This window comes from Chryseobacterium sp. (genome assembly GCF_019236175.1).
GTDB lineage: Bacteria > Bacteroidota > Bacteroidia > Flavobacteriales > Weeksellaceae > Chryseobacterium.
On record NZ_JAFAJM010000003.1, the window covers coordinates 78,599 to 90,780 of the forward strand.

Sequence of the window (12,182 nt, forward strand, 5' to 3'; positions counted from 1 at the left end):
TATTTTGTTATGGAGGGAATTTAAGTAGTTAGTTTTATTATATTTTTAATTATAGGAGTAATCTAATGACAATTCCTTAATATTGAGGAGGTTAATTGTCTCACCGCTACTAATCGACAGATTATTAGGTGTAAAATAGGATTTCGGCTTTTTTAGGGCTGTTAGCCCGATTGTGGTCAAGTTTTTCATTGCATTATGGTATTGAAATGATACAATAATATTTCATAACAAAACGCTAGAACCCATAGGTATAATGAGCGATTGTTTATTATGCGGGAATAAAAATAATAAATTTATATTATATCTTTAATCATAAATGAAATTTAGTAATAATTTTTTAACAAAAAAATACTAATTGTTCAAATGCTATTAAAGTACATAATTTATTTACTTATTCTTAGAAACAAGCCGGTACAATTATAATTAAATATAAATATAATAATTTATATTTACAGTAATATCAGACAAAGATAGGAATAAAAAATAAAATATTTCAATAATAAGAGATTTGTTTTTTTATATTACGAAAAGATAATATGCTTGTAATGGTAAATTTTTCACAAGATCGGGAGACTTGCTTTTTGGGTTGACCTTGAGAAGGAGAGGATTAGGTGATGCGGTCAGGTTTTTAAAAACCAGTCGTTATAATAATAAAAAAATACCTCCGATAAAAACCGGAGGTATCTATTTAAAATTCTGTAACTTTTGTTTAAAATATACTTAAGTTGTATTGTTTTACCAGGTCTAAAATCATGTGATAACCGGCTAATGAATTTCCATGCTGGTCTAAGGCGGGGCTGAAAACTCCGATTCCCATTTTCCCGGGAACACTTACGGTAATTCCGCCACCAACACCGGATTTACTCGGTAACCCGACAGTTCTTGAATATTCTCCGCTGAATTCATACATTCCTGCTGTTAACATTTGCGATTCTATCAGGCGGGCAATTTCTGTGTTTTTATAAGCTGCATCTCCATCGAAACGTACACATTGATTGGCGAAGAAGTAGCCTATTTTGGCTAGGTCCTCAGCGGTCAGTTCGATGGAGCATTGTTTGAAATAATTATCCAGCTGATCTTCATTGCCGGAGATCAGTCCGCTGTTTTTCATAATGTAAAACATTCCGCGGTTACGGTGTCCTGTAGATTTTTCAGATTCGAAGACCGATTTGTTGTAGTCGATGGATGGGTTTTTAGTAATATATCTTACCATATCGAGGATTTTAAGAAATGGTTTTTCGCCATCCCCTGAAATCAGAGAAGTGGTAAGGATAGCTCCGGCATTCATCATCGGATTGAGGGGCTTACCTGTTGTTTCCAGATTTGAAAAATGATTAAAAGGTTTATCAGATCCAAAATATCCCATTTTATCAAAAACATTGGCTTCACCTCTTTCGTTGACAGCAACCATTAATGCAATGATCTTGGAGATACTCTGCATGGTGAATTTTTTGTTTATATCACCGGAGTTAAAGATTTTTCCGTTCTTGTCCACTACAGAAAAAGCAATGGCTTTGGCATCCATTTTTCCCAATTCAGGAATATAATCGGCCACTTTACCCTGGCTGTAATACGTTTTATTTTTTTCTAAAATACCGGTTAAAGTTTTTTCCGAAATTGTGGATATATCTGCTGTTTTCTGAGCGTAAACGAATGTGTTTAAGCTCAGAAAAGAGGCGATGAAAATTCCTTTTGCAGAAAATAAAAAGCTGTTTTTTTTCATAGAGAAGATCTTCGAATAAAATGTTTATAATAAGTACCGAAAAAACAAAGATAAAATATTTCATCTTCCTTGGCAATTCTTATTCCAAAACCCTTTTTAAGCGGACTGAATTTTAAAATATACCGATAAGGGTCTCATCGTGAGGTGTTTTTTTGGTATCTATACAGAGTTTTTTGTATGTTTGCATTGTTATAATCTGAATATTCAATAAAACGGGAACTTGCATTCGGTCTGTTGAATTTTACTGCCTGTACTTTCAAATTATATTTTCATTAGTCTAAACATTGATATTGCTCGCTTATTTCAGTTGCAGCAGGAGGTGAAAATTAATATAATTAAAAAACAAAACCACTTTATTAAATTTCTTTCTGTCGCTGATTCGTGATTGAATGAAAAGGCTTGATGTAAACTGGAGATTAGGTTTCTGATCTGAGAGATAGAATTTTGAATCGTTGATTTTGTTATTAATAAATAGTAAATCAAAAACAAAAAATATTATGAAACAGGAAGCTGTCTTTATATCTGATGATAGTCAAAAGCAGGTAATAAGACAATATGATCATTCGTTGGCTGATTTTAACGGAAATATTCAGCAGAGGATTATTAATACAAATTTTGGAGAGACTCATGTTTTAGGCTATGGAGATCCGGCTAAGCCGAAGCTTGTCTTACTTCATGGTGCCAATTCGAATGCAACATCATGGCTGAAAGATTTTCCGGTGTACTCTAAAAATTATATGATCTATGCGGTTGATTGTATGGGTGAGCCCGGGAAAAGTGATGCTAACAGGTTGCCTTATGACGGTGAGGATTATGCTGATTGGCTGAATGAAGTTTTTCAGGAACTGAAAGTTGAAACTGCTGATATCGTAGGATTATCTCAGGGAGGGTGGATTGCTGTAAAATTTGCTGTTAAATATTCCGGTAAGGCGGGAAAGCTTATTCTTCTTTCTCCTGCGGGAATTGTACCTACAAGCGGGAGTTTTATTTTTAAGGCTGTATTGTATTCTCTTTTGGGAAAATATGGAAAAAATAAAATCAATCAGCTGATTATTGGAAATCAAAAACCGGATCAGTCAGTCTTGGATTTTATGTCCTTGATGCAGCAGTCTGTGAATTCAAGAATGGATAAGGAGTATATTTTTTCTGATGATGAGTTGAAGAAAATTACAAATCCAACTCTTTTTATAGGTGGGAAGTATGATGTTATCAGAGATTCTGAAAAAATAGAAACAAGATTACGGCATTTACTTCCGGATGTTGAGTCTTTTATTGATTCTGAAAAAGGGCATGTTTTGATAGGTCTTGCGGATAAGATAACGGCCTTTTTATCCGGATCTGAATAAGAAAAATCTGTAAGCTTTATCCTGCCATTTTCTGTGAGATATGAACAGAAGCAGAATGGCAGGTTTAAAATACCTCTCCAATATTTACGAAGAAGCCATGGGAGTTGTCTTTTCCAAAACCGTAGTCAACACAAAGATTGGTATTGCTGTGTTTGTTGAGTTTAATTCGTACACCTAGTCCGTATCCGAGAAGTAGTTTTTTGTATTCATCGGAAAGATCGGCGGAGAAAGACTGTACGTTGGCAAAAACAACACCTCCTAACAAGCCGTTTCTGGTGATAGCAAAACGGTATTCGTTTTCATAATAATACATGTTTCGTCCACGAAATCTACTCTGAATATATCCTCGTCCTATGTTGTTCTGGTCGTCCCAGCCGGTACTTGGTAACATTAGGTATGGGGGTGCGTTTTTACTGGTATTCAGCCAGGCAAATCCCCAAAATGCAAGTACATTCTCTGAAGATGCAGGAAACCGGATGTATTTTCTGGCATCAATCTGTAAAGATGACCAGTTGGTCTGGCTTCCCATAAAGGTAAAATTAGGGCGATAGGTGAGGCTTATGTATTCTCCGTTTTGAGGATTGATCTGATTGATTCTGTTGTCGAAAAGAGCTTTAACTGCAATACCGGAGGCTCTTTCAGATGATTGTAAATCACGGGTGAGAAGATGGCTGATCCTTTTTCCTAAAGAATCTGTAACTTTAATATTCCAGAATTGATCATAAAAAATACCACCTCCTGCATAAAAGTTTTTTAAAATTTTGAACATTACCGACTGATGGAGCTTGACATATTCAAAGTTGACCGTATAAGCGGTATTGGAATTGGCTTCAATTGATATTCTTTTTCCTCCCAATCCGTAAATTTCAGAAGGATAACTGAGGTACTTAAAATCACTGATGATGTTTATTTTATTTCCTTTTGTCCAGATATTGGAATATAAAGGGAATATAATCTGCTTATACTGGGAGTAGGTAAAGCTTGTGCTGATGTTGGAAATTTTCTGATCTTTGGCTCCCTGCTGATAGAAGCCGATATTTCCGCTTACCACACCGGCAAAGCCCGTTTGTAAAGTATATCCGGCAGCCGGAATAAATGACCAGTTGAATTTTTTTCCTGCTCTTACAGTGTCTGCATTGTTTTTTTTATGCAGTATTCTGTGAAGAACATCTACAATGTCTTTTTGTGGTACTTCAGTTGTATGTATGGTATCACTTAATTGTTGTGGCGGGTTTATCTGAGCCTTACAAAAAAGAGAAAAAGTAATAATAAAAAAACAAATGAAGATTCTTTTCATTGTTATGAATTTACCCGACAATATTACATATAAATTCTTATGTTTTTAATAAATAGTTTGATCCTTATTGTGTTATGATGAAAGATTTTTCTTATTGCCTGTTTTCCAGTGTTTTATAATATTTACTATTTAAAAAAATGCTACTGACAAACTGTTGTCACTAATTCTTTTTAAATTTACTTAACCTCCCGGAATAAAGGAATATTAAACATCTGAAAATAATCTGATATGAAAACAATAATTGAAAGACAGCGTATTTATCTGAATGCAAAAGAAGAGTGGCAAGAGTGGCTGGAGCGGAATCATCAGTCTGAGCAATCAGTCTGGCTTGTTTGTAATACCATGAAATCGGGCTTGCCTTCAGTAAGCTGGAGTGAACTGGTTGACATAGCACTTTGTTTCGGTTGGATTGACAGTACAAGAAGAACCGTTGATAAGAATTCTTTCATGCAATTGTTTAGTAAACGGAAATCTAACAGCACCTGGTCAAGAATTAATAAAGAGAAAGTTCAAAGACTGATCAGGAATGGTCTTATGATGCCCGCTGGGTATAATGTGATCAGAATAGCAAAACAAAATGGTTCATGGACGATTCTTGATCAAGTTGAAAAGCTGATCATTCCGGAAGATATGAATGAAGAATTTAAAAATCATAGCGGCTCAAGAGATTACTTTTTAAGCCTGAGTGTTTCATTAAAAAAGATGATGTTACAATGGATTACTATGGCTAAGCGTCCTGAAACCCGAAAAAGACGTATTGAGGAAATTGTGATCAATGCCGGAAAAAGAATGAAACCTGAAAGATTTGTATAAAATGAAAATGGCTTGGCGTCACCGTATTGCAATTTTTTAGGATGTTGAAAAAACCGTCTTCTGCTGATAAGTTGAGACGGTTTTTATATTATTTAAGGTATAAGAAGATAAACGGGTTTATCTTCTTCCTCGGCCGCCTCCGCTTCTCATTCCTCCCATTCTCATTTCTCTTCCTCTTTCATCGAATCCCTGTCCGCCGGGGAAATTCATACTATGGATAGCAGGTCCGGAATTATTATGGAATTGATTCGTATTGTTTCCCATATTTCTTTCATGATCCATCTGTTCTTTACTCGCAGAAATCCGATTATCCCGCATTCCGTCCATTTCATCTTTATTGGGATGATAATTAACTCCTTTATCCCCGTTAAAACTCATTCGGTTGGTATTGACGATGTTGACTTTATTGATATAGGTATTGTGAACATTTTTATCTACCCGCCAGACTGAAGTGTTATACATGAAATGTCCTCTGTCCCATCTGCCACCATAAAAACCGTTTCCGAAATATCCGAATCCGTAATTTATTCCTCCGTAATAGCCTACTCTTGAACCCCAGTATCCGGGATGCCATCCGTAAAAGCCATCATAGAACGCCCAATATCCCGGTGTCCATAATAAATCGATGGCCGGGGGGAGTACCCAGACTCCGGCTACCCAGTAATACCCACCCGTGGCCCATGCCCAATAGCCTGGAGTCCACAAATAGCCGTCGCCGGGACATGGAGGTTGTACATAATCCGGTAACGGAGGCGGAGCTAGTTCTGTTCTTACACTTATGGAAGCCCGGTCATCTATATAACCGGTATTCTGTCCAAAAACTGAAGCCGTTGCAAATAAAGTTATTATTGCAATGACCAGTAGTTTTTTCAGCTTAAAATAAAAATTTTCATGAAGAAGATCATTATTTTTAAATTCATTAATTTCTTTCATCAGGAATAGTTTCTCATGAAAGGAAGATTCTTTGTTTTTCATAAAAAAAGATTTAAAAATTGATGAATAAAAATATACCTCCGGGAGGTTATAAATAAAATGCGATTTAAAAGCTAAAAAGTATGATTTTACGCTATTAATGATTTAATGTATCTTTAATAAACTAAAAACTTGAAGAGTCAGTTTTCTCTTTTATTAATAACATTCTTTCTCTATAATCTGTTATATCAACGGATATAACAAAAAAATATAGGTCAATCATATTGATTAAAACTCAGTGAAAATGACAATATAAAGTATTGACAGTACAGTTGTTATGGTATGCAATATAGTGAAAAAAACATAAAGGAACAATAGGTGTAACGTTAATTGTAACACAAAGAATGGAGTCGTGAAGTAAGAAGAAAAAAGTTGATGATTTCGGGAAACGTATCATTTTTCAGAGAATGGATTCACTTTAGCCAGATATCTCCTTTTTCAATGGGATTATCATGACTTTTCAGCCAATTCCATATCTCCTGATTGATCGCTTCAGCGGCTTCGTTGTCAGTTCGCGGAAGACCACCGTTGTAACTGATGCTTATTCCCATTTTTTCTTTATTGAAGCCGGCCATCGACTGTCTGAACGAGGCCGCCGGATCTTTTGCTGTATTTTCCTTTAATTTCATCAGTTCCTTTGTATTAACTGCAATGGCTTTGGGAAGAATCAAATTTGATGATGGTGCAGACTTTTGTAAACCTCTCAGGGTATAAGTATAATCTCCATCAACAGATGAAATTTCAAGGATCAGGCCCGGAAGCCCCCTGAACTTGTAAGGGCCGTCAGTTAATGGGATTTCAGAAGAATACCAGGCAATCCATTTTCTGCCGGCAAATTCAATACTGGCATTTTTACATTCGTATTTTAATATTTTTTTTGTACCCGGAAGTAAGGTCCATGTAGTGTTAAACTGATACGGAACCTTATATAAATTTCTCATCACGGACTCGATACTGAGGTATGAATTTTCTGCCGGGTTTTTAATTATTTTTCCGTAAAAAGAGTATGGAATTAATTTTTGTTCCAGATTGCTGATAAAGGAGGAGCTTGGATTGGGCTCAGAATTGATCGCTCTGTAAATTGAATCATTTACAGTTTTACCCCGGCTCTGAAAGATGGATTTCTGACTTTTTGCATCAATAGTGAGCAGCATATCCTCTTTTCTGACCGTGGTATCATTTGACGCGGATCTGTACTTTAACTCATAAAAAACATGGATGTTCTGCGCATGATAAAAATGAGCATATGCGATGAAAAGAACTGTGTATATGATTTTAAAAATTATTTTTCCCATTCAAATTTTATTTCGAGACCGTTTCTCGGCTGTTCAACAATTTTATTATTGGGGTTTTGCTGTAAAGCTTTTTCTAAAGCAGGGGACAGGGCATATCGCAGCTTAGGATAATCTTTGTAAGGTAAAGGGTCTCCTTTGTAGTCATTAAAAGGGTTTTTAATGGGCTGAGTATAGTGTTCAGAGCTTTTTAGCTGCCAAATGAAATCTTTGCTTTCATCATAGATTTCGACAGCTAATCCGGGAAGATTGTCAAATTTCCACGGACCTGTTTTTACAAGGCTTTCAGGGGTGTACCACACCGTGTAATTTCGACCTCTAAAGAAAGTGACTGCCTTATGAAGGGTAGTACCGTTAAGGGTTTTGGTTTCATTTAATAATTGCCATTTCATAGCGGGGGAATCTTCTAAAATGTAATTTTTCCCCTGAATGTTGTCCTGAATAATTACCCGATTTTCTGAATTTGAATAGAGTATGTATTGAAAGCTTTTATCGGAAATAATAATAAAAGAACCGGTTTCAAACTCTGTCGTGTTCTTGGTTTTATCTTTGATCCCAAAATCGGCAGTATAAAGTTTGGTTCTGTTTTTTGCATCATAAAATAAAACTCCCGGAAACTCAAAAGAGGTTCCTGCGGAATTATTTTTAACTGTAAAAACATAGTTTTCTTTGAATTTTTGTGCAGAGGTAGTACAAAAAAAGAAAATGACAATCAATGGAATTATTCTTATAATCATATATTTTCAGTGACAGGTTATTAATAATCCCGGGATAGCAATTCCCGGGATTATGCTTTAATTTTAATTAGTTCAGACCTGAAGATGCTTCAGAAAGCATATCCTGTGCTTTTTGGTTACATGCTGACTCAGATTCTACATAAGAATAGGAATAGCTAACCAGGGTCTGGGAGCCATCACCATTGATACGGTAGACTTTTATCTCGCACCATCCTCCATAATACTTCACTTCACTTGTCATTTTGGCTGTGGATATTGCCGTTGTAGCTGATGCAGTCATGTTTGCGCTCATTAGTCCTGTAAATCCAAGAGCTAAAGCAAAAAATAGTTTTTTCATAACAAAATTATGCGTTTCCTAATTAAGTGGTAATAAGCCAGGTGGAAACTTTTTCCCGGCTCCCTTAATAAATAAACTTGATTTGATTGTATTTAAGCCCTTTGGCCGTACTGCGCACTACGTCTTGGGGGGTAAATCGTGTTTGAAAAAATAAAAAAGATGGAAGCTGCTGAAATTAAAAATTGAAATACAGGTGTTTTTTCGGTTCTTTTATTTTTTCATGGGTTTGCTTCTGTACCCGATGACCTCTATAACCCTTTTGTACGGATAAAAAGTACCATAAAGAATGACTTTTTTTGAAAAATATCCGCGTTCTTTGGAAAGGTCAATACTGAGTTTGAGAGTATCTTTTTGTCCTGGTAAGAGCGTCTTTTTATAGTCATGTACTCCTGTGCAGTCACATGTCGTTTTAAGAAACAGGTCATTGATCGTCTTAGTTCCGGAATTGTAAACAGGAACGTCAATTTTTACAACAGAAGATCTGATCGTATCTACATCATAAAAGCTGTTGAGTTGAATTTTACCCAGCTGTGATTTGTCGTACTTTTCGTATTTTTTCATTTCCTGATCTTCACTGAGGTGGATAACAGGTTTAGGGGTTTTATTGCATGATAATACCGTTGCAATCGTTATAAATAATAATAAATAAATCCTCATTTTACTTTTAAATAAATATCCACTTTTCTGAATTGTTCCTGAAGGAAGGCGTTTTCATTCATAAAAAGACTCCAGCTATTTGATTGACGTATATAGGTGGAAGGATTGTTTACCGTTCCTGTAAAGACATAGATACCTTCATTGTCTTTTCGCGGTCCGTACTCAAATCCTATAAAAATTCCATCTTTTCTGAATAGATTATTGATTTCGTTAAAACTGATCTTATTAGCTTCTTCTTTAGGATCCAGATTGATTTTTTTTGAATAGATCTCTTCAGACGGCAAATGATCCTTTTGAGAATAAACTTTGATGATAATCGTGTTTTTTTCGGCAGATAGATTGGCTATTCTAAAAGAGATTTCTTTAATCTTATGATCTTCACCTTCAGGGTTAGGGATAAAGGTAACCAGCTCTTCTTTTTCTTTAAGAAGCCATTTAACCTTGAGCTTTTTTTCAGTCTTGGTCGTTTTATTTTTTGTGATAACAATTTCCGGGATTTCTGTTGAAGACTGAGAATACAGATAAGTATTCATTGTAATCATCAGAAGGCAAATTACCTGTTTCATCGAATTATTAGTTTTAAATTGAGGGACCTTTTTTTGATCCCTCAATGTAAAATTATCACATTTTATTTAGTTACATTGTACATCGTAACTATTTTCCATCCATAAAACATAATGGGTTCTTGTACAGCACGTCAGATATTCGTTTCCGGAGCAGTTCCAGTCTGACCAACCCCAGAATTTTCTACCCGTTGAATCTGATGATCCTGCTTCTGATGACGCCTCAAAGGACATCACTGACGCTAATGACAAAATACCGAATGCTGCGATAAATAATTTTTTTTTCATGGTTAAAAGTTTTTAGTTTTAAAAAATAATATTAATTACACTATTTATAATTCGCTTCCATGTGATATCAGGCATCTTCACGAATTGTAATTCATCATGTTTTTAAATTCTTTTAATGAGAGTCATTCCATGTTGGTTTTCATCTGTTTAAAAGGACCGACTGATGTTCTGTCTGAGACAAATATGTTGGAAATTACGGAAATAATAAAATGATTAATTTATAGATTTAAGAATTTATAGTCTAAATTTAAGAATACAGGAATGCAAATACATACAGTCATTCAACTTATTTAAACCTTTAAGCGGATTATTTTTTTAAATAATTGCTAACGGTGGTTCCTGTTCTTTTTTTGAATGCCATGGCAAATGCCTGTTCATTATTGTAGCCCAATTCTTCTGCAATAAAAGGTATTTTATAAGACCTGAATTTTTGATCTTCTGCCAGTCTGCCGATCGCATAATCTATACGTAAATCATTCAGGTATGTCGCAAAATTTTTTGCTTTATAAATATTGATGACTTCCGACAGGTACCGGGAATTGGTTTTTATTTGCTTGGCCAGACTGTCCAATGTGATCCCTTTCTTAAGAAAAAGCTCTTTAGCTTCAAAAGAATGAAGTTCTTTCAGAATATCATTCGCGACTTCTTCTGAAGTAACTCTGTTTATTTTATTTTGTCCGTCGGCGGATTGTACCGGATTGGTAAGTCGATCCTGAAAATCCTCTTTTTTATTGTTTTCGGTTTCAGCTTTTTTATAAATGGAATGGAGGTGATCCTGGGTAATTTTCGGGTGTTTTTTTTCGGATCTTTTTGATTTAAAATACAGCCGGATTATTAGTAGAAGCGCAATTGCCAAAGCTCCTTTATAGAATTGCTTTTCCAGATGATGATCCACATGGTATTGCCCATACAGTAATCCGGAGAAAACAAATACAAGAAAACAAAATTTTAATTTCATCAGTTTAAATGCTTAGATGGTAAAAATGAACACTCCAAAAAATCATCTTAATGATTTGATTTTTATCTGTGAACCATAAACTTATTTAATTTAAACTAGGTAATCTTCTAAAGCTGATATAAATTTATAAATCTATATCAATAGATGTCGGATAAGACGGAATAAATATGTTAATGAAACTTATACTATGATTTTTAAATAGGAAAGATATTGCCGGTTTTTACAATCTAAATGGTATTTTTGTAGCTGTTTTATCACGCTAACAAATAATTTTTATTCACACCTATGGGCAACAGATTTTCTGACAGCAGTCAAATCAAAATTGTTTCTTCCTTTGCCGAGCTTATCCGTCTTGATTTTCATGGGGATGTGAATGCTGTTTGCTGGGAGAGGAATTTAGATGGTGATTTTAAAGAAATTGTGTCTCAGCTTCACCTAAAAGATAATATTACAGAAGTTTCCGCAGGAGATCTTTTATCCCTTCAGTTATCGGAAAAAGGGAATGCTGCAAGAGAAATTATACTCAGTGATCTGAAATTATTAACAGAATCCGGAGCGTCTCCCTCCCTTAATCTGCTTAAAAAATATGAACGCGACGAAGAGCTTGATTTTATTTCAACAGATGTTTATTCTTATCATGTAGACCGTTCGCCTATTGCTACAAGTACTTTTTTGTGTACTTATTACGGAGCTGCTAGTGATATCCTGCCCAATAATCAGGCGTTACAAAAAATTCTCATTCCTGAGATCAGAGAAAAGCTCAAAGAATTGCACAGCGGAACGGAAGAGGAATTTGAAGAATTTTTAAAGGAATATTATTTTGATCTCCATTATCAGCCGAAAACGGATGCTCAACCTGTAAATTTAGGATTAGGTCATCTTTGGAGGTTGTCTGTGGATCATCCCGGACAAGAGGTTTTACCCTGTATTCATCGGGCTCCTGTAGAAAATAAAGGAGAATGCAGATTGCTTCTGATTTGTTAAATCGTTTTCTTAATAACATCAATAGGGTATACTCTCATACCGTTTAAAGATATGTTAATTATTACACCCACAGACTTTTCCTTTTTATGGTCTTCAAAACTTGAAAACTACCCCTGTTGGTAAGTGTGGTTTATAATAATTATTTCTTTTTGAAAAATAAATATTCAGCCTTCTGCAATCTGTCAATCAGTCTGTTTATTTATTTTAAGAAAATC

At 35.0% G+C, this 12,182-nt stretch carries 13 protein-coding genes; 3 read left to right on the forward strand and 10 right to left on the reverse strand.

Annotation, left to right across the window (positions count from 1 at the left end; translation table 11 throughout):
• Window positions 1–709: 709 nt before the first annotated feature.
• Window positions 710–1,723: a glutaminase A gene (glsA, locus tag JO178_RS01805; RefSeq protein WP_291930817.1), complete on the reverse strand. Its 1,014-nt coding sequence runs from the start codon at window positions 1,721–1,723 to the stop codon at window positions 710–712.
• Window positions 1,724–2,220: 497 nt separating this feature from the next.
• Between glsA and JO178_RS01810 the strand changes: the two genes are divergently transcribed.
• On the forward strand, window positions 2,221–3,069 hold the full coding sequence (locus tag JO178_RS01810; protein WP_291930819.1) for an alpha/beta hydrolase: 849 nt from the start codon (window positions 2,221–2,223) through the stop codon (window positions 3,067–3,069).
• 64 nt (window positions 3,070–3,133) lie between these two features.
• On the opposite strand, the gene JO178_RS01815 is transcribed toward JO178_RS01810, so the two are convergent.
• Window positions 3,134–4,366 carry a hypothetical protein gene (locus JO178_RS01815; protein WP_291930821.1) on the reverse strand — a complete coding sequence of 411 codons (1,233 nt, stop codon included), beginning with the start codon at window positions 4,364–4,366 and terminating at the stop codon, window positions 3,134–3,136.
• Window positions 4,367–4,594: 228 nt separating this feature from the next.
• Between JO178_RS01815 and JO178_RS01820 the strand changes: the two genes are divergently transcribed.
• Complete coding sequence (locus JO178_RS01820) at window positions 4,595–5,179, forward strand: YdeI/OmpD-associated family protein (RefSeq protein WP_291930823.1); 585 nt, start codon at window positions 4,595–4,597, stop codon at window positions 5,177–5,179.
• Window positions 5,180–5,296: 117 nt separating this feature from the next.
• On the opposite strand, the gene JO178_RS01825 is transcribed toward JO178_RS01820, so the two are convergent.
• From JO178_RS01825 to JO178_RS01860, 8 genes are all read right to left on the reverse strand, one after another.
• Window positions 5,297–6,154, reverse strand: a complete 858-nt coding sequence (locus JO178_RS01825; RefSeq protein ID WP_291930825.1) for a YXWGXW repeat-containing protein — start codon at window positions 6,152–6,154, stop codon at window positions 5,297–5,299.
• 410 nt (window positions 6,155–6,564) lie between these two features.
• Window positions 6,565–7,446: a GLPGLI family protein gene (locus JO178_RS01830; RefSeq protein WP_291930827.1), complete on the reverse strand. Its 882-nt coding sequence runs from the start codon at window positions 7,444–7,446 to the stop codon at window positions 6,565–6,567.
• Entirely contained in the window at window positions 7,434–8,180 is a 747-nt protein-coding gene (locus tag JO178_RS01835) for a GLPGLI family protein (RefSeq protein ID WP_291930829.1), read from the reverse strand. Before JO178_RS01835 ends, JO178_RS01830 begins: the two co-directional genes overlap by 13 nt.
• Window positions 8,181–8,247: 67 nt before the next feature.
• Window positions 8,248–8,517, reverse strand: a complete 270-nt coding sequence (locus JO178_RS01840; protein ID WP_291930831.1) for a hypothetical protein — start codon at window positions 8,515–8,517, stop codon at window positions 8,248–8,250.
• 210 nt (window positions 8,518–8,727) lie between these two features.
• Window positions 8,728–9,174, reverse strand: a complete 447-nt coding sequence (locus JO178_RS01845; protein ID WP_291930833.1) for a DUF1573 domain-containing protein — start codon at window positions 9,172–9,174, stop codon at window positions 8,728–8,730.
• A complete protein-coding gene (locus JO178_RS01850; RefSeq protein WP_291930835.1) occupies window positions 9,171–9,740 on the reverse strand; it encodes a hypothetical protein in 570 nt (189 codons plus the stop codon). The genes JO178_RS01845 and JO178_RS01850 overlap by 4 nt, the downstream gene beginning before the upstream one ends.
• 66 nt (window positions 9,741–9,806) lie before the next feature.
• Window positions 9,807–10,025 carry a hypothetical protein gene (locus JO178_RS01855; RefSeq protein ID WP_291930837.1) on the reverse strand — a complete coding sequence of 73 codons (219 nt, stop codon included), beginning with the start codon at window positions 10,023–10,025 and terminating at the stop codon, window positions 9,807–9,809.
• A 307-nt stretch (window positions 10,026–10,332) separates the two neighbouring features.
• Complete coding sequence (locus tag JO178_RS01860) at window positions 10,333–10,983, reverse strand: helix-turn-helix domain-containing protein (protein WP_291930838.1); 651 nt, start codon at window positions 10,981–10,983, stop codon at window positions 10,333–10,335.
• A 285-nt stretch (window positions 10,984–11,268) separates the two neighbouring features.
• On the opposite strand from JO178_RS01860, the gene JO178_RS01865 reads away from it, so the two are divergent.
• Entirely contained in the window at window positions 11,269–11,967 is a 699-nt protein-coding gene (locus tag JO178_RS01865) for a DUF1826 domain-containing protein (RefSeq protein ID WP_291930840.1), read from the forward strand.
• Window positions 11,968–12,182: the final 215 nt, after the last annotated feature.

What these genes read in the sequence shown, in the direction of transcription:
- JO178_RS01865 (WP_291930840.1), top strand. Translation starts at nt 11,269, where the DNA reads ATGGGCAACAGATTTTCTGACAGCAGTCAAATCAAAATTGTTTCTTCC.
- JO178_RS01860 (WP_291930838.1), bottom strand. Translation starts at nt 10,983, where the DNA reads ATGAAATTAAAATTTTGTTTTCTTGTATTTGTTTTCTCCGGATTACTG.
- JO178_RS01855 (WP_291930837.1), bottom strand. Translation starts at nt 10,025, where the DNA reads ATGAAAAAAAAATTATTTATCGCAGCATTCGGTATTTTGTCATTAGCG.
- JO178_RS01810 (WP_291930819.1), top strand. Translation starts at nt 2,221, where the DNA reads ATGAAACAGGAAGCTGTCTTTATATCTGATGATAGTCAAAAGCAGGTA.
- JO178_RS01845 (WP_291930833.1), bottom strand. Translation starts at nt 9,174, where the DNA reads ATGAGGATTTATTTATTATTATTTATAACGATTGCAACGGTATTATCA.
- JO178_RS01835 (WP_291930829.1), bottom strand. Translation starts at nt 8,180, where the DNA reads ATGATTATAAGAATAATTCCATTGATTGTCATTTTCTTTTTTTGTACT.
- JO178_RS01820 (WP_291930823.1), top strand. Translation starts at nt 4,595, where the DNA reads ATGAAAACAATAATTGAAAGACAGCGTATTTATCTGAATGCAAAAGAA.
- JO178_RS01840 (WP_291930831.1), bottom strand. Translation starts at nt 8,517, where the DNA reads ATGAAAAAACTATTTTTTGCTTTAGCTCTTGGATTTACAGGACTAATG.
- JO178_RS01850 (WP_291930835.1), bottom strand. Translation starts at nt 9,740, where the DNA reads ATGAAACAGGTAATTTGCCTTCTGATGATTACAATGAATACTTATCTG.
- JO178_RS01830 (WP_291930827.1), bottom strand. Translation starts at nt 7,446, where the DNA reads ATGGGAAAAATAATTTTTAAAATCATATACACAGTTCTTTTCATCGCA.
- glsA (WP_291930817.1), bottom strand. Translation starts at nt 1,723, where the DNA reads ATGAAAAAAAACAGCTTTTTATTTTCTGCAAAAGGAATTTTCATCGCC.
- JO178_RS01815 (WP_291930821.1), bottom strand. Translation starts at nt 4,366, where the DNA reads ATGAAAAGAATCTTCATTTGTTTTTTTATTATTACTTTTTCTCTTTTT.
- JO178_RS01825 (WP_291930825.1), bottom strand. Translation starts at nt 6,154, where the DNA reads ATGAAAAACAAAGAATCTTCCTTTCATGAGAAACTATTCCTGATGAAA.